Below are 18,402 nucleotides of genomic sequence, written 5' to 3'. Positions count from 1 at the left end.
TGCTCCCCTTCGTCCCCCTGAAAAAGACGGTAGGGGTTGTCCCGGCCGCGGCCCGGCCGAACCGGTCAAAGATCCGCTGCGCCGGCGGTCACCGCGTCGCGCAGCGCCGCCGGGTCGGCCACGGTGACGGTGACCCCCGGGTGCCGTGGCCACGGACCGGGCGCCAGCGCCGGCACCGGCTCGGCGAACCGCAGGCAGACACCGGCGGCCACGCCGGCGCCGAAGGTCACCCCGCCGTCGGCCGGCGACAGGTGCGGGCCGATCGCCCGCCACCAGCGGTACGGCCCGCTCAGCTCGGCGCCGGTGACGTTGTCCCTGGTGGTGCGCAGCCGCCACGGGCCGAACCGGACGAGCAGACCGTCCGGGCCCCAGTCGACCCAGGCCGTGGCGGGCCGTACCCCGAGCAGCGCCAGCGGCAGCCGGAACGCCGGGTCGAAGCGGAACGGGAAGCGGCGGGTCGGTTCTTCTCGCAGCACGGCGGCGAGGTACCCGGTCCGGCGGCGCCGACACCCGGCGGCGGCGACACCCGGCGGCGTCCCCGCGTCCCGCGCCCGGACGGCGGGACGCGGGGACCCCCCGTCCCGGCTACTGCAGGAACGCCCCGAGGGGCGACAGCAGCAGCCGGCCGAGCAGCGCGGCGTTGTCGTCCAGCCGCGTCCGCTCACACTCGCGGGCCTCCGGGTCGTGGCGGCAGCGCCAGATCTTCTGCGCGTTGCGCCAGGCCACGTTCCGGGTGTACTCCACCAGCTCGCCCTGGTACCAGTCGTCGATGTCGCCGTTCACCATGTCGATCATGAGCTGCCAGTTGTCCAGGTAGCCCCGGCGCAGCTGCGGGATCCGCTCGGCGAAGATCTTGTTGATCTCCAGGTAGTCGCAGTGCTGGTCGCTGTCGTCGATCGGCTCGGAGTCCAGGCTGTCGAACGTCGTCACCAGCGCGAACGGCAGGTCGTAGTTGATGTGCGCGTTGACGCCCGCAGCGGCCGAGGGCAGCGGCCGGGCGTCCGGGCCGCGCATCCGCTTGAACAGGCACTCCCACGCCCGGGGCGTGCTCGGGCTGGAGTCGGTCCAGAACCGCAGCGCCTCGAAGTAGCGGGCCGCGAACTCCACGTCCAGACGGGCCAGGAACGCCGGGTCGTGGAACCGGTCCTCGTACAGGCCGTCGAGCACCGTGCTGGTGATGACCAGGTAGAGCTTGTTGAAGTCGGCGAGCGGACAGCTCTCCTCCAGCGGAGGGAGCCGGACCAGCAGATCCTGCAGCTTGGTGAGATGGTCCACGACCGCCGGCACGTCGGCCGGGTGATCGGCGAGCAACCCGACGATGTCCTGGTGCACAGGACCCCAGACCGGTTCGGTCATCTTTCCTCCACGATCGTCGGCGTCCCCCACGACGCCGCCCCCCTGCTCCGGCGCACAGCGTGTCAGCCGGCGCCCCGCGCCGGATCGGTAGAACGACGTATTGCCGACGTACGTCTATGCCGGACGGTTACGCAGGAAGATCGCGCTGGCCTGCACCCGCGTACGGACCTGCAGCTTGTCGAAGATGTGCGAGACGTGGACGCCGATGGTCCGCTCGCTGATGAACAGCCGCTGCCCGATCTCCCGGTTGGTCAGCCCCTCGGCGACCGCCGCGAGCACCTCCCGCTCCCGCGCGGTGAGCGCGGCCAGCTCGTCCACCGCGGGCCCGGCGGGCGCCGCCCGGGGCCGGGGCACCGGCGCGGGATCAGGCGCGGCGTCCACAGTCACCCGGGCCCGCGAGGCGATGGTACGGATCTCCGCGGTCAGCGGCGCCGCGCCGAGCGACTGGGCCATCTCGTACGCCTGCCGCAGCAGCTTGCCCGCGGTGGCCACCCGGCTGCGCCGGCCCAGCAGCGCCTCGGCCTGCCGCAACCGGGAGTACGCCGCCGGATAGGGGTGGTTGCGCCGGTCCCACTCCAGCGCCGAGCGCTCCCACAGCGCGGGGTCGCCACGGCCGTCGTCGAGCCGGCTCAGCTCGGCGTCGCAGAGCGCCAGGAACCCGTCGGCGACGTACCGCACCGGCGCGCCCGCCTGGGCGCTCTTGCGGGTCACCCGGTCGACCGCCTCGCGCAGCCGGCGTACCGCGTTCGGGTCCGGCTCGATGGTGCGGCCGGCCGCCGCCTCGGCCTCCGCGCGCAGCCCGTGCCAGGCCAGCGTGGCCAGCACGATCACGTCGTCCGACCGGCTCTCGGTCAGGCCCCGCTGCACCGCCTGCCGGGCCAGGTCGTGCCGCCCCTGCCACATCGACAGGCCGGCGCGCAGGATGAGCATCGGCAGCACGTGCCGGGGACCCCCGCCGGCCAGCATGGTGGCGACCGCCTCCAGGTCCCGGTCGGACGCCTCGACGTCGCCGTACCCGACGGAGAGCCGGCACCGGGCCAGCAGCAACTCGACCGCGTCGGCGCCGGAGGGCCGGTGCCGCAGCGCGGCGGCGACGACCTTCTCCGCCTCGGCCCACTGCCCCACCCGGAACAGCCCGTTCGTCGCCACCGCCAGCAGCCGGGTCTCCCAGGTGCGGCCGAGCCCGAGCTCGGCGACCCGTTCGGCGCCACGGCGGGCCACCACCACACCCTCCTCGAGGATGTTCAGCGGCCCGGTCATCAGGTCGGCCAGGTGCAGGTACGCGCACGCCACGTCCTCCGGGCGGCCGGAGCGCTCGGCGGTGTCCAGCGCCCGGCGCATGACCGCCAGGCCGGACGTCGGGTCCTCCAGGAACGCCTCACTGAAGCCGAGCGCGGCGCTGGCCATCACCACCTCGGAGGTGGAGTCCGGCACGTCGGCGGCGAGCGCGAGCGCCTCCCGGGCCTGCTCACCGGCCTCGGCGTAGCGGCCCAGGTGCAGCAGCAGCTCGGCCAGCCGGGCCGCGGCGGCGCAGCGCTCGTGCGGCGTGCAGTCGGGCGAGGCCAGCACCCGCCGGTACTCCTCCTCGGCCGGCGCGGACCGGCCCGCCGCGGCCAGGTAGCGGGCCCGCCGGATGTGCAGCGCGCAGACCGGCGGCCCGGACTTCTCGCCTGCCAGCTCCTCCAGCAGGGTCAGGGCGCGGGCGTGCTCCCCGCTGTGGTGCGCGGCCTCGGCGGCGCTGCTGAGCAGCTCGGCGCGGTCCACCTGGACCGGCTCGGGCCGGCCGCCGTCCGGCAGCACGGCAGGCGGCTCGGTGGCGAGCGTCAGGGCGGCGGACCAGTGGCGGTGCGCCTCGGCGTACCCGTGCAGCCGCTCCGCCTCGCGGGCGGCGGCCATCGCGGCGGGCAGCGCCCGGGCCGGCTCGCCGGCGTGCCGCCAGTGGTGGGCCAGCCGGGCCTGGTGCAGCTCGCCCGGAGCGGCGGTGAGCGCCTCGGCGAAGCGGCGGTGCAACGCGGCCCGCTCGGCGGGCAGCAGCTCGCCCGCCAGGACCTCGGCGACCAGCCGGTGACGCAGCCGGTAGCCGTCGTCGGCGCCGACCAGCAGGCGGTGCGCCACCGCCTCGCGGACCGCGTCGAGCAGTTCGTCCTCGGGCAGCCGGACCACCTGGGCCAGCAGCCAGTGCTCGACCGGCTCGACGCCCACCGCCACCGCGTGCACCACGGCGTGCGCGGGCTGCGGCAGCGCGTCGACCCGGTCGAGGAACACCTCGCGCACGGTGTCGGAGATGCCGTCGCGGCCGTCGCGCCGGTCGCGGGCCAGTTCCTCGGCCACGAACGGGTTGCCGCCGCTGCGCTGCCACAGCTGGTCGGCGGCCTCCGGCGGCAGCGGCGCGCCGACCACGGCGGCGGCCAGCTCGTCGGTGGCGGCCCGGTCCAGCGGCAGCAGGTCGACCACCCGCACCGAGCGCAGCCGGCGCAGTTCGGTGAGGACCCGGCGCAGCGGGTGCGCGCCGCGCAGCGACTCGGCCCGGATCGCGGCCAGCACGGACAGCTGGAGGTCGCCCAGCCCGGCGAGCAGGTAGAGCAGGAGCTGGCGGGTGCTGCGGTCGACCCACTGCAGATCGTCGAGGACGAGGACCAGCGGCCGCCCGCCGGCCACCAGGTGCAGACCCTGGGCGACGCGCTCCAGCAGCGCCCCGGCGCCGTCCGGGTCGGGCGTCTCCTCGTCGAAGACCTGCAACAACCCGCGGACCGCCGACGCGGTACGCGCCTCACCCTGCTCGGCGTCGAACCGGCGCAGGGCCTGGCGTACCGGGTGCAGCGGCGAGGCGTCGCCGATGTCCAGGCAGGCGCCGGTCAGCACCACGGCCCCGGCCTGCCGCAACTGCTCACCGACCTCGGTCAGCAGGCGGGTCTTGCCCACTCCGCTCTCGCCGGTGAGGAACACCGCCCCGGTCTGCCCGGGCCGCAGGTCGTCGAAGAGCGCCGACCGCAGCGTCGCCATGGTGCCGGTGCGGCCGACGAGCGGTGCGGTGTCCACTTCGCTGGCCATGACACGCAGCCTAGTCACAGGTTCCCGCACCGTTCTACGGCCTCGGGGTCGGACTCGTACTCCTCGCGTCGACTACACGACTAATGGTTGCGCGTGGCCGACATACGTCGTCCTACCGATCCCCCGAGAACCCGGTGGTGAAAGTCTTCGGAGGTCGTCAGGCACCGGACCAGGGAAAGGGTGGGTGCGATGTTGATCACCACGCCCGTGGGGAGCCGGGAAGCAGTCGTCGCGGTGTGCCCGCCGGTGCCGGAGGAACGCCGCACGGTGACCGTCCTCTTCGTCGACATCGTCGGCTCGACCCGGCTGGTCGAGCGGCTCGACCCGGAGGACCTGCGGGCGTTGCAGCGCGCCTACTTCGGCACCGTCGCCTCGGTGCTGCGCCGCTGGCGGGGCGTGGTGGAGAAGTACGTCGGCGACGCGGTGATGGCACTGTTCGGCGCGTCCGCTTCGGACGGCTTCGACGCGTACCGGGCGGTGCGGGCCGGGCTGGACATCCAGGCCGCGCTGGACCGGCGGCGGCCCGGCGGGATCCGGCTGCGCGTACGGGTCGGCGTGGCGACCGGCGAGGTGCTGCTCGACCTGGCCGGCGCCCGCGACGGCAGCCACGGCGCGGCCAGCGGCGCGGTCATCACCACCGCCGCGCGGCTCCAGGAGCACGCGCCGCCCGGCGGCGTGGTGGTCTGCCCGGTCACCCGCGACGCGGTGGCCAGCCTGATCGAGCAGCGTCCACTCGCCACCATGACGCTCGCCGGCAAGTCGCTGCCGCTGGACGTGTGGCGGGTGACCGGGACGGCCGGGCGCCGGCCGGCGCGGCACCGCGCCCCGCTGGTCGGACGGCGGCGTGAGCTGGCCACCGCGGCCGAGGAGGTGACAGCGGCGCTGCGGCAGCGGCGTCCCCGGTGGATCTCACTGGTCGGCCCGCCGGGCAGCGGCCGCAGTCGGCTGCTGCACGAGGTGATCCGCGCGGTGTCGCGGGTGGACGGTGTGCCGGTGCTCCGGCGCGTGGCGTACTGCCCGCCGTACCCGGCCGGCGAGCTGGCGCCCCTGGCCGACCTGGTCCGCACCCGGGTCGAGGCCCGCCACCCGCTGCCGGGCGCTGCAGTCGCCGACGGTCCGGGCGGCGGGGCGCTGGCCGCGTTCCTGGCCGCCCCGCACGACGACACCGCGGCGGCGCGAGCCGTGGTGGCCTGCCGGGAGGCGCTGCTCGGCCTGGCCGCCGAGGCGCCCGTGGTGGTGGCCGTAGACGACCTGGACCGGGCCGCGCCGGCGCTGCGCCGGTTCCTGCGCCAGCTCCACGTCGCGGCGAGCGACCGCGGGCTGCCGCTCGCGGTGGTCACCACGTACGGCTCCGGGTCGGCCGACCCGCTGCCCGCCCCGGGGACCCGGCGGATCCCGCTGCGCCCGCTGGGCGCGCTGGAGACCGGACGGCTGCTGCGGCACCTGCTCGGCCGTGCCGGCCGGCCCGCCGCGCTCGCCGCGCGACTGCTGCCCCTGGCCGGCGGCAACCCGGCCGTCGCGACCGCGTACGCCCTGACCGACCCGGCGGACGAGCCGGCCGGCGTGCCCGCCGCCGCGCGCCGGCTGGTGGACGCCCGGATGGACCGGCTGGACGGCACGCACCGGGCGGTGCTGATGGCCGGCGCCGCCCGCGGTGGCCCGGTCGCCGCCGCGACGGTGGAGGCGATGCTCGGCTGGCCCGCCGGCCGGGCGACGCCGGTGCTGCGCGCCCTGGCGGTGGCCGGACTGCTGCGCCCCGCCGCGACGGGTGGGTGGACGGTCGAGCCGCTGGTGGCGCGGGTGGCCGCGCACCGGCTCTCCCGGGCCGTACGCGCGGACTTCGCCCGCCGCCTTCGCGCCGCGTCAAGGGCCGGCGACATCGGCGGGCTGGACACGGTGGCCGGCAGCGGTCGCGTCGCCGCCCGGGCCGGTGTCCGGGCCGTCGGCGCGGCCGGACCGGCGGGCGCGGTGGCCGGTGGCGGACGCGTCGCGGTCCGGGCGGCCGGAGCGGGCGCGGGTCGGTATCCGGCCCGCGTCCCGGAGGACACCCCTGCCGGCTTCGTGCCGGGAGTGGGAACCGGTGTCCCCACGCGGGACACCGACGAGCGGGGCATCTGCCCGCTCGGGGCGGGGCGGTCGCGCCGGTCGGGTGGAGGGGCCCGACCGGCGCCCGTCCCGCCGGATCGGGGCGACGCGCTCCGGGCGGTGCCCGGGCTGCCGGATCGGGGCGACGTGCTCCGGGCGGTGCCCGGGTCGCCGGCCCGGGCCGGCCCGGCGGCGGCCGGCGATCTCGCGTGGCCCGGGTGGCGGACCGTCCCGTTACCCGGAGCCGCGGCGCGGCCCGAGGGGGTGGGCCGCACGCGGCGACGAGCCGAGCCCGGCGGGTACGCGCCAGGGCTCGCCGCATGAGAAGTGACGTCCGGGTCGGAGCGGGCACGGGGCCACTCCGGCCCGGACGGTCACCGCCGCGCGCCGCGAGGCGACGGTCGGCCGGGACTCAGTCGCGGGCGATCGTGCGGCTGCGCCCTCGGAACTCCGCCACCACCTCGTCGCCGCGCCGCACCGTGACGTCGTAGATGCCGCTGCGGCCGTGGCGGACCCGCTCGGTGGCGTACGCCTGCAGCACGTCGCCCTCGCGCACCGGGCGCAGGAAGCTGATCTCGCCGCCGGCCGCGACGGTGGCCGGGCCGTGGCTGTTGCAGGCGAGCGCGAATGCCGTGTCGGCGAGCAGGAACACGAAGCCGCCGTGCCCGATCGCGTGCCCGTTGAGCATCGCCGGGGTGACCCGCATGCGCGCCACGGCCGAGCCGTCGCCGGCCGAGACGAGCTCGATGCCGAGCCCCTTGGACGCCACGTCGGCGTCGAACATGTCGTGCGCCGCGGTACGGCTGCCGTCGCCGGCCATGTCAGCGCTCCCGCCGCTGGTCGACGATGCGGCGCATCTTGCCCATCGACCGTTCCACGCCGTCCGGTTCGATCACCCGCACCGCGACGGAGACGCCGATGGTGTTCTTGACCTGCTCGGCCAGGGCCGCGCCGGCCCGCTCGGCCTCGTCGGCGGCGGCGTCCGCGCGCCGTTCCACGTGGACCGCGAGCGTGTCCATCCGTCCCCGCCGGTCGAGCACGCACTGGAAGTGCGGCGACAGGGCCGGGGTACGCAGGATCAGCTCCTCGATCTGGGTCGGGAAGACGTTCACCCCCCGGACGATCATCATGTCGTCGGTACGCCCGGTGATCTTCTCTATCCGCCGCATGGGGCGGGCCGTGCCGGGCAGCAGCCGGGTCAGGTCGCGGGTGCGGTAGCGAACCACCGGCATGGCCTCCTTGGTCAGCGAGGTCAGCACCAGCTCGCCCCGCTCCCCGTCGGGCAGCACCTCCCCGGTCACCGGGTCGATGATCTCGGGGTAGAAGTGGTCCTCCCACAGGTGCAGGCCGTCCTTGGTCTCCACGCACTCGACCGCCACACCCGGCCCCATCACCTCCGAGAGCCCGTAGATGTCCAGCGCGTGCATGTCCAGGCGCTGCTCCAGCTCACGGCGCATGTCCTCGGTCCACGGCTCGGCGCCGAAGATCCCGACGCGCAGCGAGGTTGCGCGCGGGTCGACGCCCTGGCGTTCCATCTCGTCGACGATGGCGAGCATGTAGCTCGGGGTCACCATGATGACCTCCGGTTCGAGGTCGCGGATCAGCATCACCTGGCGTTCGGTCATGCCGCCGGAGACCGGGACGACCGTGCAGCCCAGCTCCTCGGCGCCGTAGTGCGCGCCGAGGCCGCCGGTGAACAGGCCGTAGCCGTACGCGACGTGCACCCGGTCGCCGCGGCGGCCACCGGCGGCCCGGATCGAGCGGGCCATCAGTTTCGCCCAGGTGTCCAGGTCGGCGCGGGTGTAGCCGACCACTGTCGGGCGCCCGGTGGTGCCGGAGGAGGCGTGCAGGCGGGCGACCCGTTCGCGGGGCACCGCGAACATGCCGAACGGGTAGTTCTCCCGCAGCTCGGCCTTTGTGGTGAACGGGAAGCCGGCCAGGTCGGTCAGCTCGCGCAGGTCGCCGGGGTGCGCGCCGGCGTCGTCGAACGCGCGGCGGTAGTGCGGCACGTTGTCGTACGCGTGGCGCAGCGAGTGGCGCAGCTGGTCCAGTTGCAGGGCGCGCAGCTCGTCGACGCCGATCCGCTCGACGGGATCCAGCTCGTCCGGACGAGGGGTGCGGTCCTGCACGGCTACCTCCTGGCACGACGGGCCCCGGGCACCGCCGCGCCGGGCGCTGCCGCCCACCGTACGCCCGTCCCACCCTCCCCGCTCTCTCCCCCGCCCTCCCCTCGCGATCTTGCACTTGCCGCCCCTCGGGTGTCCCCTTCGCGCGCTATGCCGGGGCCGAAACCGCAAGATCGCCGAGAGCGGGGGCGGCGGGCGAGGGCGGGGCGAGGGCGGGGGCGGGGGCGGGGTTATGCTCGCGGGGGCGGTGGGAGGTGTGGTGTCGGATCCGCGCGTTGATCCGGACGTCGACCTTCGCGTACCGGCGGACCGGGCGGAGCTGACCGCGCACCCGGCTGCTGTGCTCGGCGTGATCGCCGCCGGTGGCGTGTTCGGCGCGCTCGCGCGGGCGGGCGCCCAGGCGGCCGTGCCGCACCAGCCGGGCGAGTTCCCGTGGGCCACGTTCGCCGTCAACGTGACCGGCTGCCTGCTCATCGGCGTGCTGATGGCGGTGCTCGCCGCGCGTCCGGCCCACCCGCTGACCCGGCCCTTCCTCGGCGTCGGCGTGCTCGGCGGGTTCACCACGTTCTCCGCGTACGCGGTCGACGCGCAGCGGCTGCTGACCGACGGCGCGGCCGCTACGGCGGGCGTCTACCTGGCCGCCACGGTGCTCGCCGCGCTGGCGGCGGTCGCGGCCGGGGACACGGTGACCGCGCGGCTTCTGGCCGCCCGGGGCGGGGGCCGACGGTGACGGCGGCCGGAACGAGGACGGGCCGGTGACCGTCCTGCTGATCGCGCTCGGCGCCGCCATCGGCGCCCCGCTGCGTTACCTGACCGATCGGGCGGTGCAGGCCCGGCACGGCTCACCGTTCCCGTGGGGCACCCTGGCCGTGAACGTGGCCGGGTCGCTGCTGCTCGGCGCGCTCCTCGCGGCGCCGGTCGGCCCGGAGGTGACCGCGCTTGTCGGTACCGGCTTCTGCGGCGCGCTGACCACGTGGTCGACGCTGAGCTACGAGACGCTGCGCCTGGCCCGCACGACGAAGCGCCGGCTCGCGTACGCGAATGTGGCGCTCAGTGTGGCCGCGGGCCTCGGCGCGGCGTTCCTCGGCTACGCCCTCGTGACCGCGGTGGCCGGCTGAGCGCGCAGGTCAGCGGGGCGGACCGTCAGCGTGCCCGGCGTTCCGGGTGCGCCCGGTTCCACGCCCGCATCCGCTCCGGGTAGCCGGTGCGGGCGGCCTCGTACAGCGGCAGCGCGTGCTTCTGCGCGATCTTCGCGGCCACCCGCGGCGAGCCGGTACGGCGGCGGATCCACTCGCCGTCGTGCGCGATGGCGACCACGGTCGTGTCGGTGGCGGTGGTCTCCGGTTCCAGGTAGAACTCGACTCCGCTCCGGCTGGTGACGAACGCCTCCAGCTGCGCGAGGTCCTCCCGGTTCGCCTCGCGGTCGAGCTTCGTCGGGGTCGTCGGGTCGGCGGCCCGGCGGCTGAACCAGCCCATGCCCGCCTCCTCTCCTCGGCGTTCGCTCCAGTGCAGCACGCCCGCCTGGCAGGCGGCTGGGAGCACGGTGGGAGTCGACTGGGCCGGCTCGGCCGACCGTCACCCCCGGCTCAGCCGACCTTGACCCCTGGCGCGCCGGCCGGCGCGTCCGGCGCGGCGGGGCGCTCCCGCAGCACCGGCACCAGCGCGAGCGTGGGCAGCAGGAGCAGTGGCACCACGCCGAGCGCGGACAGCACGCCGAAGTGGTCGCCGAGGAAGCCGAGCAGCGGCGGGCCGGCGAGGAACGCGGTGTAGCCGATCACCGCGACCACGCTCACCCGGGCCGGGGCCTTGTCCTCGTCGTCGGCGACGGCGCTCATCCCGACCGGGAAGCCGAGCGAGGCGCCGAGCCCCCACAGCGCGACGCCGACCACGGCGAGGGGGCCGTTCCCGGCCAGCACGGCGAGCGCGGCGCCGGCGGACGCCATCGCGATGGTGGTGAACAGCACCGGCACGCGCCCCCACCTGTCGATGGCGACGGTGCCGACGGTGCGGCCGATCGTCATGCCCACCACGAACACGCCGAACACGGCGGCGCCGACCGCCTCGTCGACCCCGTACCCGTCGACGAACGCCACCGCGAGCCAGTCGTTGGCGCTGCCCTCGGTGAACGCCATGACCAGCACGAGCAGCCCGATCAGCAGGGTGCGGGGCTCGCGCCAGGCGGCCAGCAGCGCCTGCCGCCGGGCCGCCGGCTCCCCGGCCCCGGCCGCCTCGGCGGTGGCCGCGAGGAAAGCCCGGGCGCCGAGCAGCGTGCCGGCCAGGATCAGCACGGACAGGACCGGCAGGTGCACGCCGACGGGTACGCGGAAGTGCGCGGCGCCGGCGCCGAGCCCGGCCCCGGCCACCGAGCCGAGGCTCCAGGCGGCGTGGAACCGGGGCAGGATGGTGTAGCCGAGGCGTTTCTCCACCGCCGCGCCCTCGACGTTCATCGCCACGTCGCACAGGCCGGAGCCGAAGCCGAACGCGGCGAGGCCGAGCCCGACCCCGACGACCGAGCCGGCCAGGCTGGCGGACAGACCCGCCACGGTCAGGCCGAGCGAGACCAGCACCACCGACACGGCGACAGTGCGCGCGGGCCCGAGCCGCTGGGTGACCAGGCCGGCGGTCGGCATGGCCAGCAGCGAGCCCGCCGACGCGCAGAGCAGCAGCAGGCCGAGCCGCCCCGGGTTGAGGTCGAGCGCCTCCTGGGCCGCCGGGACCCGGGAGAACCAGCTCGCCACCGCGAGCCCGTTGAGGGCGAAGACGACGGCGACGCCGTTGCGGGCGGTCAGCACCGCCCGGGGCGCCGGTGGCCGCTTCCCGGCCTGCGCGTCGATGGTCCTGCTCACGGTGCGGTGGTCCCTTCCCCCGTCTGGTTCCCGACGACAATCGCACACCTGAGAGCGCTTCCACCACAAGCGCCGTTATGGCTTAGCCCATCCGCGCCCGAGCAGGCATGATGCGGTCATGGATACGCCGACCGCACGGCCCGCCACCCTCGAAGACGTGGCCCGCGACGCCGGGGTGTCCCGGGCCACCGCCTCCCGGGTGCTCGGCGCCTACGGGTTCGCCTCGACGGACGCCCGCGCCCGGGTGCACGCCGCCGCCGAGCGCCTCGGCTACGTACCGGACGTCACCGCCCGGGCGCTCGTGCGCGGGGCCGGAGTACGCCTGGTGGTGGCCGTGGTGGGCCGCGACGACACGGTGCTGGACGACCCGTACGTGCACCGGGTGGTGGGCGCGGCGTCGCGGGTGTGCGCGCCGCACGGCGTCGGGGTGGCGCTGGAGTGGCTGCCGCTGGCCGACCCGTCGGGGCTGACCCGGCTCGGTGCGGACCGGAGCGTCTGCGGTGTGATCCTGGTCAACACCACCCAGGCGGCGCTGGAGGCGGTGCCGCCGAGGTTGCACGGCCGGGTCGCCTCGATCGGTCAGGGTTCGGCGGCGGTGCCCTCGTTCGACGTGGACAACGCCGGCGGCGCGGGCGAGGTGCTGCGCCACCTGTACGCCACCGGCCGGCGCCGCATCGTCATGGTCACCGGGCCGCGCTGGCTGAGCTGCGCCGAGCGTTCGGTCACCGCGTACCGGGAGTTGATGCGGGAGTCCGGGGCGCCGGCGCGGCTGGTCACCGGCGACTTCACGGCGGCGCGGGGCGGCCGGGCGGCGCTGGCGGCGCTGCGCCGGTGGCCGGACGCCGACGCGGTCTACGCGGCCAGCGACGCCACCGCGTTCGGGGTGATCGCGGCGCTGCGCGGGCGCGGCGTGCGGGTGCCGCACGACGTGGCGGTGGCCGGGTTCGACGACCTGCCGTACGCGGCCGTGAGCAGCCCGCCGCTGACCACGGCGACCCATCCGGTCGACCGGATCGCCGCCGCGGCGGCCACGGCCGTGCTGACGCGCGCGCCGGTCGCCCCGAGCACCGCGTTCCCGTCGACGCTGGTCGCCCGGGAGAGCGCCTGAGCGCCGGTCAGTGCCCGGCGGCGGCCGCGTCGACCCGGTCCGGGATCGCGTCGTCGTCGCCGGCGTCCACGGCGCGCAGCAGGTCGATGGCGGTGTCGCGGACCTGACCGGTGACCATCGCCAGCGGCAGTGTGGCGTCGCCGGTGAACAGCCGCCCGGCGCTGCGGACGGCCGCGAGGGCACGCTCCTCGGTCCGCGCGCGGTGCCCCGCCGATTCGCGCTCCCGCCCGCCGACCTCGGCGGCGAGCGCGTCCCCGGCAGCCCGGACGGCCTGGCCGAGGGTATGGAGCGCGTCGCCCAGCTCGGCCGGGACGGGCGAATCGCCCCGGGTGAGTGTGACCGCGGCGCGCACGAGCGCCCGCACGTCGCGTACCGCCAGGTCGACCTGCCGGACCGAGCCCTCCACCCAGCGCAGCCGGCCCAGGCCGCGGCGGCGGCGTACGGTCAGGCGCAGCCCTTCGCCGGCGGCGCGTGTCGCGTCCCGCAGCCGGTCCACCGCGGCGTCGGCGTGCCGGGCGCGGTCCAGGACGGCGCGGGCGCCGTTCTGGTCGCCGTGCCGCAGCGCCTCGGCGGTGTCGTCGAGCACCCCGGCCAGTTCCGCGAAGGTCTGCCGGACCTGCCCGGCGAGCGGGACGAGCGGCCGGCGGGCGCTGAGGACCTGGCTGGTGACGAGCGCGACCGCGCCGCCGATGAGCGCGTCGACGAACCGCACCGGCACCAGCGTCTCGTCCGGCGGCGAGACCACGGCCAGGTAGAGCGCGGAGAGCGTGGCCTGCACGGTGCTGACCGAGCTGGCGCCGAACGCCACCGCCAGCGTGACGGTGAGCAGGAGGACCGCGAAGACGGTGCCCGTGGTGCGCGGGCCGAGCGCCTGCACCACCAGTTCGGCCACCAGCACGCCGACGGCCACGCCGATCACCACCTCGGCGGTACGGCGGATGCGCCGCCCACGGGCCTGGGCGAGCACGTTCAGGGCGGCGGCGGGCGCGAAGAACGGCAGCGGGTGCCCGGCGACCCGGGTGGCGATGATCCAGGCGACCGTGGCGGCCAGGGTGTCCTGGAGCACCGGCCGCCAGCCGTGCCGGAGCCGCCCGGCCGCCTGCCGGAGCGCCGCCGCGGCCCGGCTCGCGGTCGCTGTCATCCGCTTCCCCTCCGGTCCCCCGCCTCATCCTGCGGCCCGCCGGACCGGCCGGTGGCCGGGCAGGCGGTGGTTCACGCTGCGGTGGACGGCTACGGGCCGGTCGGCCCTGGCCGCCGACGCGCGCCTGCCCGTCAATGGGTACGGGAGAAGGAGGGCCTGCGATGGGCGGCGTCATGACGTGGATGTACCGGGGCGGCCGGCCGAACCGGCTGGCCCGGATGTTGAACGCGCTGTCGGCGTGGCAGTACGGCGCCGGCCTCGCTCCGCGGCACTGGATGACCATGGAGGTGCCGGGCCGCCGCACCGGGCGGATCGTCTCGGTGCCGATAGTGGTCGCCGATCACGACGGCGAGCGGTACGTCGTGTCGATGCTGGGCGAGGGGGCAAACTGGGTGGCGAACGTGCGCGCCGCGGGCGGCCGGGTGGTGCTGCGCCGTCGCCGCCGCGAGCCGGTCCGGCTGGTCGAGGTGCCGGTGGCGCAGCGGCCACCGATCCTGCGCCGGCACCTCGCGCTCGCTCCCGGCGCGCGCCCGCACGCGCCGGTGGACCGGCACGCCCCGCTCGCCGAGTTCGCCCGGGTCGCCGCCGGCATCCCGGTCTTCCGGATCGTCGTGGCGGAGTCCTCGGCGCGGTGAGCTGTAGAAGGAGGTGCGGGGTGGGCGAACCACACGCGGTGGTGGTCGGCGCGGGGATCGGCGGGCTGGCCGCAGCCGTCGCGCTGCGCCGGCGCGGATGGCGCGTCACGGTGCTGGAGCGTGCGGACCGTCCGCGCGAACTCGGCACCGGCCTGACGCTGATGGCCAACGCGCTGCGCGGGCTCGACGCGCTCGGCCTCGGTGACGCCGTGCGGCGCGACGGCCGGCCCGACACGCCGGGCGGACTGCGCACCCGCGGCGGCCGGTGGCTGTCCCGCATCGAGGGCGCCGACCTGGAGGCCGCGCTGGGCACCGCGGCGCTCGGCATCCACCGGACCGCCCTGCACCGCCTGCTGCGGGACGCGCTGCCGTCCGGGGCGCTGCGCACCGGCGTCGAGGTCGTCGACGTCGACGCCACCGCGCCGTCGGTGACCTGCCGGACCGACGGCACGACTGAGGTCCTCGCCGGAGACCTGGTCGTCGGCGCGGACGGGTTGAACAGCACGCTGCGCCGCCGGTTGTGGCCGGCGGCGCCGCCACCGGCGTACTCCGGCTCGACGGCCTGGCGGGCGGCGATCACCTGGCCCGCGCCGGTGGCGACGGCAGTCACCTGGGGGCCGGGCCGCGAGTTCGGCACCGTTCCGCTCGGCGACGGCCGGCTCTACTGGTACGCGGCGGACGTCGCGCCGCCCGGCGGACGCGAGCCGGACGAGCTGGCCGCCGTACGGGAGCGGTTCGGCGACTGGCACGAGCCGATCCCGGCGCTGCTGGCGGCCACGCCGCCGGAGGCGGTGCTCCGAACGGATCTGCTGCACCTGGACACCCCGCTGCCGACCTACGTCCAGGGGCGGGTGGCGCTGCTCGGCGACGCCGCGCACGCGATGACGCCGCACCTGGGCCAGGGCGCGGGGCAGGCGATCGAGGACGCCGTGGTGCTGGGCGCCGTCTGCGCGAACGGCACGGCGGACCTGGCCGGCGCGCTGGCCTCGTACGACAGGCAGCGGCGACCGCGCAGCCAGGCCGTCGCGCGCGCGGCCCTGCGCACCGCCCGGTACGGCCAGCAACTGCGCAACCCGGTGGCGGTGGCCCTGCGCGACACGGCGATCCGGCTGACCCCGTCGAGGGCGGCGCTGCGCGGCATGGCCCGGTACGCCGACTGGCAGCCACCGGGCTGACCGCCGGAGGACCGGGCGCCACCGGGACCGCCGGCGAATCAGCGACGCGACAATCCTTCAGAATATCGATCGCTCGCATTTTCGAGGTCGTCCGAATGGGAGAGGACGCCGGTAAGATCGGCGACAGAACGGCGACCGATCACGGACTGCCCGGCGGGCGGCACCGGCTCACACTGAGCGCATGAATACGAGACTCCGCCGCAGCCGGTCATTCCGCCTCGCGGTGTGTCTCGCCCTCGTGGCGATATTGAGCGGCTGCATGCAGCTCAACCTCGGGCTGACCCTGAACGACGACGACACCGTCTCCGGTCAGCTCCTGCTCACCGCGCCGAAGTCCGTGCTCAAGCAGCGCAACCCGGACCCGGCGGTCGCCTTCGCGCAACTGCGGCCGAACATTCCCTCACTTCCGCCCGGGGCGGAGAGCCGGTACGAGGACGCGACCTCGTACGGCATTCAGATCACGTACCGGAAAACGCCGCTGGCGCAATTCATGAGCGAAAGCGTGAATCTTGTCCGGGACGACGATCTCTATCGATTCTCGCTCCCGCTGGACCCGAAGAAATACGGCGGGATGGTCGGGCAGCAGGATCCGCGCCAGCAGCAGGCTTTCATGACCCTGATGGCGTTCGAGATCTCGGTGACCTTCCCCGGCCGGGTGCTCGACACCAACGGCACGGTCACCGGGCGCTCGGTCAGCTGGAAGGTGGTCGCCAACCAGCCCAAGCCGGCCGAGCTGCGCGCCGTCGCCCAGGCGCCCCCGCCGCCGGCCACCAGCCCGGCCGCGGTGGTGACCGGGAACGGATCCTTCCCCTGGCTGCCGGTCGTCGGCGCGGTGATCGTCCTGCTGCTGGTCGCCGGCGTGGCGCTCGTGCTGCTGATGCGGCGGCGGCGCTCCCGCGGCGGCCCGGACGCGACGGCCACCACCGGCCCGGGCGCCGCCACCGGCCCGGGCGCCATGCCCGGGGCCGCCCTCAGCCCCGGCGCCACCACCGGCCCGGGCGCGCCCGGCAGCCCGGCTCCGGCCCCGACCGGCGGCCCGGCCGCGCCCGACGCACCGACTCGACCCGCCGGTCCACCGGCCTGAGCCCTCCGACCACCGACGGCGCCCGCGCCGGCGGCCCACCACCGCACCGGGCGGAACCTGGGGTGAGCACCCCGGAACGCCGCCGCACCATCGCACCCCGGCCGCACCACCGCACCATCGAAAAGAGAGGGATCGCCGTGAACGATCTCTTCACCTGGGCCGCCCTGGGCAGCCTCACCGGCGCCAGCGCCGCCACCCTGCTCGCCACGAACGTCATCGGCGGGCTGATCGGCCCCAGCGGCGACAAGGCGCGCAAGTGGATCGCGCTGGGCTTCGCGCTCCTGCTGTCCTACCTGACCGCCGCGTTCGCCGCCGACGCCGGCCCGGAGAAGTGGATCATCGCGTTCTTCAACGGACTGGTGATCTTCTCCGCCGCGCTCGGCGTCAACCAGCTCCCCCCTGGCAACCGGCAGGCGACGCAGGCGTCGCCGACCCAGCTCGCCCAGGGCCGCGAGTCCCGCTACGTCCGCTCCTGGGTCTGAGAGAGGTGACCCCATGATCTTCGGCATCCTCAGCGCCGCCGTCCAGGTCGTCTTCGGCGCCGTACTCGGCCAACTCGCCGCCGGCACCGTCGGCCTGCTGGCCGGCGCCGTCGTCGGACTGCTCGTCGGCGCGCCGTTCGGCTGGGCGTCCGCCTCCGCCGGCACGTACGGCGCCGACCCGAAGGGGATCTTCCTCTTCGTGGTCGACCACACCTGGAGCCTGCTCAACACGTTCGCCGGGGCGCTCTTCCTGGCCCTGCACCTGGTCTTCGGCCACCAGCTCGACCGGATCATCTCGGCCGGCAGCGGCCGGGTCAACGTGATCGAGGGCGTCTCCCCCCGGTACGCCACGACGATCGGCACCGTGTGCGCCGGGTCCAGCCCGGGCATCCAGCGCCACGAGGACGTGCACGTGTTCCAGGCCCGGCTGCTCGGCCCGTTCTACCTGCCGCTCGTCGCGCTCAACTACGTGCTGTTCACCATCGCCCCGGTGTGGCTGCTCTGGCACGACCACACAAACGCGCCGATCAACAGGTTCACCCGCTACTTCGAGATCGGCGTCTACCCGCACGTCTGGAACGAGGCCATCGCGTACCGGATCCAGGGGACGCCACCGCGATGACCGGCGCGATCGAGGCGGCCGTCGCGGACGTCGCGAGCTGGCTGACCGGAGCCGCGGGTGAGCCCGTACCGGTCGGTCCGCCACGCGACGACCCCGACGGCGGCCTCACGGTCTGGCCGCTGGAGCTGCGGCCGGCCCGGCAGACCGCCACCGGCGGCGCGGCGCGCGAGCCGTACCGGTTCGTGGTCCGCCTGCTGGTCGCGGGCGGCGGCCCGGCCGCCCTCGCGGCGCTGGACCGGGTGCTCGCCGCCGCCACCACGGCGGGCCGGCCGGAGCTGGTGCTCGCCACCGGCGACCCGGCGCTGTGGCGGGCGCTCGGCGTGACGCCCCGGCCGGCGCTGCTGCTGGACGTGCCGGCCCGCATCGACCGGCCGGTCCCGGCCGCGCCGCCGGTGCGGCACCCGCTGCGGCTGCGGCAGCTCGGCATGCGCACGCTCGACGGCCGGGTGGTCGGCCCGCAGGACCAGCCGCTCGCCGCCGTCCGGGTGGAGCTGGTGGGCACCGCCCAGACCACCGAGACCGACGCCGCCGGCCGGTTCCGGCTGACCGGCGTGCCGCACGACCCCGACGCGCCGGACGCACCGGTGCGGATCCGGCTGGTCGGCGCGGGACGCGTCCACACCGCCGAACTCGATCCGGACGGCGACCACCTGATCGTCGTCCGCGCGCCCGACTGACGTCCGAGGAGGAC

At 76.0% G+C, this 18,402-nt stretch carries 18 protein-coding genes; 10 read left to right on the top strand and 8 right to left on the bottom strand.

The genetic code is table 11. The annotated features are described in order from the left end of the window. Positions 1-65: 65 nt before the first annotated feature. From ACSDG8_RS30340 to ACSDG8_RS30330, 3 genes are all read right to left on the bottom strand, one after another. Positions 66-476 carry a hypothetical protein gene (locus ACSDG8_RS30340; RefSeq protein WP_307856218.1) on the bottom strand — a complete coding sequence of 137 codons (411 nt, stop codon included), beginning with the start codon at positions 474-476 and terminating at the stop codon, positions 66-68. Positions 477-585: 109 nt separating this feature from the next. Continuing rightward, positions 586-1,356, bottom strand: coding sequence for a DUF5995 family protein (locus ACSDG8_RS30335; RefSeq protein ID WP_210894811.1), 771 nt, complete (start codon positions 1,354-1,356; stop codon positions 586-588). A 114-nt stretch (positions 1,357-1,470) separates the two neighbouring features. Next, on the bottom strand, positions 1,471-4,407 hold the full coding sequence (locus ACSDG8_RS30330; RefSeq protein WP_210894812.1) for a helix-turn-helix transcriptional regulator: 2,937 nt from the start codon (positions 4,405-4,407) through the stop codon (positions 1,471-1,473). Between the two features lie 189 nt (positions 4,408-4,596). On the opposite strand from ACSDG8_RS30330, the gene ACSDG8_RS30325 reads away from it, so the two are divergent. After that, positions 4,597-6,816: an adenylate/guanylate cyclase domain-containing protein gene (locus ACSDG8_RS30325; protein WP_210894813.1), complete on the top strand. Its 2,220-nt coding sequence runs from the start codon at positions 4,597-4,599 to the stop codon at positions 6,814-6,816. 88 nt (positions 6,817-6,904) lie between these two features. On the opposite strand, the gene paaI is transcribed toward ACSDG8_RS30325, so the two are convergent. Next, positions 6,905-7,312 carry a hydroxyphenylacetyl-CoA thioesterase PaaI gene (gene paaI, locus ACSDG8_RS30320; RefSeq protein WP_210894814.1) on the bottom strand — a complete coding sequence of 136 codons (408 nt, stop codon included), beginning with the start codon at positions 7,310-7,312 and terminating at the stop codon, positions 6,905-6,907. A gap of 1 nt (position 7,313) precedes the next feature. After that, the gene (paaK, locus tag ACSDG8_RS30315; RefSeq protein ID WP_439427485.1) at positions 7,314-8,621 is read right to left on the bottom strand and encodes a phenylacetate--CoA ligase PaaK; all 1,308 of its coding nucleotides are present in this window, start codon (positions 8,619-8,621) and stop codon (positions 7,314-7,316) included. A 244-nt stretch (positions 8,622-8,865) separates the two neighbouring features. Here paaK and ACSDG8_RS30310 point away from each other — a divergent pair, with 244 nt between their 5' ends. Next, on the top strand, positions 8,866-9,348 hold the full coding sequence (locus ACSDG8_RS30310) for a FluC/FEX family fluoride channel (protein WP_439427484.1): 483 nt from the start codon (positions 8,866-8,868) through the stop codon (positions 9,346-9,348). Positions 9,349-9,373: 25 nt separating this feature from the next. Beyond that, positions 9,374-9,736, top strand: coding sequence for a fluoride efflux transporter FluC (locus ACSDG8_RS30305; protein WP_439427483.1), 363 nt, complete (start codon positions 9,374-9,376; stop codon positions 9,734-9,736). A 25-nt stretch (positions 9,737-9,761) separates the two neighbouring features. Here the strand turns inward: ACSDG8_RS30305 and ACSDG8_RS30300 are convergent, their stop codons facing one another. After that, positions 9,762-10,094: a hypothetical protein gene (locus ACSDG8_RS30300; protein WP_116506245.1), complete on the bottom strand. Its 333-nt coding sequence runs from the start codon at positions 10,092-10,094 to the stop codon at positions 9,762-9,764. A gap of 110 nt (positions 10,095-10,204) precedes the next feature. Beyond that, entirely contained in the window at positions 10,205-11,464 is a 1,260-nt protein-coding gene (locus ACSDG8_RS30295; RefSeq protein WP_439427482.1) for an MFS transporter, read from the bottom strand. A 118-nt stretch (positions 11,465-11,582) separates the two neighbouring features. Between ACSDG8_RS30295 and ACSDG8_RS30290 the strand changes: the two genes are divergently transcribed. After that, the gene (locus tag ACSDG8_RS30290) at positions 11,583-12,572 is read left to right on the top strand and encodes a LacI family DNA-binding transcriptional regulator (protein WP_439427481.1); all 990 of its coding nucleotides are present in this window, start codon (positions 11,583-11,585) and stop codon (positions 12,570-12,572) included. 7 nt (positions 12,573-12,579) lie between these two features. Here ACSDG8_RS30290 and ACSDG8_RS30285 read toward each other — a convergent pair whose 3' ends face one another. Next, positions 12,580-13,713 carry an FUSC family protein gene (locus tag ACSDG8_RS30285; RefSeq protein ID WP_439427480.1) on the bottom strand — a complete coding sequence of 378 codons (1,134 nt, stop codon included), beginning with the start codon at positions 13,711-13,713 and terminating at the stop codon, positions 12,580-12,582. A 161-nt stretch (positions 13,714-13,874) separates the two neighbouring features. Here ACSDG8_RS30285 and ACSDG8_RS30280 point away from each other — a divergent pair, with 161 nt between their 5' ends. From ACSDG8_RS30280 to ACSDG8_RS30255, 6 genes are all read left to right on the top strand, one after another. Beyond that, complete coding sequence (locus tag ACSDG8_RS30280; RefSeq protein ID WP_210943018.1) at positions 13,875-14,348, top strand: nitroreductase/quinone reductase family protein; 474 nt, start codon at positions 13,875-13,877, stop codon at positions 14,346-14,348. Positions 14,349-14,368: 20 nt separating this feature from the next. Further along, positions 14,369-15,523 carry an FAD-dependent oxidoreductase gene (locus ACSDG8_RS30275; RefSeq protein WP_210943019.1) on the top strand — a complete coding sequence of 385 codons (1,155 nt, stop codon included), beginning with the start codon at positions 14,369-14,371 and terminating at the stop codon, positions 15,521-15,523. 181 nt (positions 15,524-15,704) lie between these two features. Continuing rightward, positions 15,705-16,607: an LppM family (lipo)protein gene (locus ACSDG8_RS30270; RefSeq protein ID WP_247688311.1), complete on the top strand. Its 903-nt coding sequence runs from the start codon at positions 15,705-15,707 to the stop codon at positions 16,605-16,607. A 137-nt stretch (positions 16,608-16,744) separates the two neighbouring features. Further along, a complete protein-coding gene (locus ACSDG8_RS30265; protein WP_210943020.1) occupies positions 16,745-17,089 on the top strand; it encodes a hypothetical protein in 345 nt (114 codons plus the stop codon). Positions 17,090-17,102: 13 nt separating this feature from the next. Next, positions 17,103-17,711 carry a glycine zipper family protein gene (locus tag ACSDG8_RS30260; RefSeq protein ID WP_210943021.1) on the top strand — a complete coding sequence of 203 codons (609 nt, stop codon included), beginning with the start codon at positions 17,103-17,105 and terminating at the stop codon, positions 17,709-17,711. Continuing rightward, positions 17,708-18,388, top strand: coding sequence for a carboxypeptidase-like regulatory domain-containing protein (locus tag ACSDG8_RS30255; protein WP_210943022.1), 681 nt, complete (start codon positions 17,708-17,710; stop codon positions 18,386-18,388). The genes ACSDG8_RS30260 and ACSDG8_RS30255 overlap by 4 nt, the downstream gene beginning before the upstream one ends. Positions 18,389-18,402: the final 14 nt, after the last annotated feature.

The organism is Micromonospora sp. LA-10, assembly GCF_051853095.1.
Taxonomy (GTDB): domain Bacteria; phylum Actinomycetota; class Actinomycetes; order Mycobacteriales; family Micromonosporaceae; genus Micromonospora; species Micromonospora echinospora_A.
Note: the sequence above shows the minus strand (reverse complement) of the source record. Positions and strands in the feature narration are given on the sequence as shown.

Excerpts from the sequence above, each read along its gene's own strand:
- ACSDG8_RS30260 (WP_210943021.1), top strand. The coding sequence starts at position 17,103 with ATGATCTTCGGCATCCTCAGCGCCGCCGTCCAGGTCGTCTTCGGCGCC.
- ACSDG8_RS30255 (WP_210943022.1), top strand. The coding sequence starts at position 17,708 with ATGACCGGCGCGATCGAGGCGGCCGTCGCGGACGTCGCGAGCTGGCTG.
- ACSDG8_RS30280 (WP_210943018.1), top strand. The coding sequence starts at position 13,875 with ATGGGCGGCGTCATGACGTGGATGTACCGGGGCGGCCGGCCGAACCGG.
- ACSDG8_RS30270 (WP_247688311.1), top strand. The coding sequence starts at position 15,705 with ATGAATACGAGACTCCGCCGCAGCCGGTCATTCCGCCTCGCGGTGTGT.
- ACSDG8_RS30335 (WP_210894811.1), bottom strand. The coding sequence starts at position 1,356 with ATGACCGAACCGGTCTGGGGTCCTGTGCACCAGGACATCGTCGGGTTG.
- ACSDG8_RS30330 (WP_210894812.1), bottom strand. The coding sequence starts at position 4,407 with ATGGCCAGCGAAGTGGACACCGCACCGCTCGTCGGCCGCACCGGCACC.
- paaI (WP_210894814.1), bottom strand. The coding sequence starts at position 7,312 with ATGGCCGGCGACGGCAGCCGTACCGCGGCGCACGACATGTTCGACGCC.
- ACSDG8_RS30325 (WP_210894813.1), top strand. The coding sequence starts at position 4,597 with ATGTTGATCACCACGCCCGTGGGGAGCCGGGAAGCAGTCGTCGCGGTG.
- ACSDG8_RS30290 (WP_439427481.1), top strand. The coding sequence starts at position 11,583 with ATGGATACGCCGACCGCACGGCCCGCCACCCTCGAAGACGTGGCCCGC.
- ACSDG8_RS30285 (WP_439427480.1), bottom strand. The coding sequence starts at position 13,713 with ATGACAGCGACCGCGAGCCGGGCCGCGGCGGCGCTCCGGCAGGCGGCC.
- ACSDG8_RS30300 (WP_116506245.1), bottom strand. The coding sequence starts at position 10,094 with ATGGGCTGGTTCAGCCGCCGGGCCGCCGACCCGACGACCCCGACGAAG.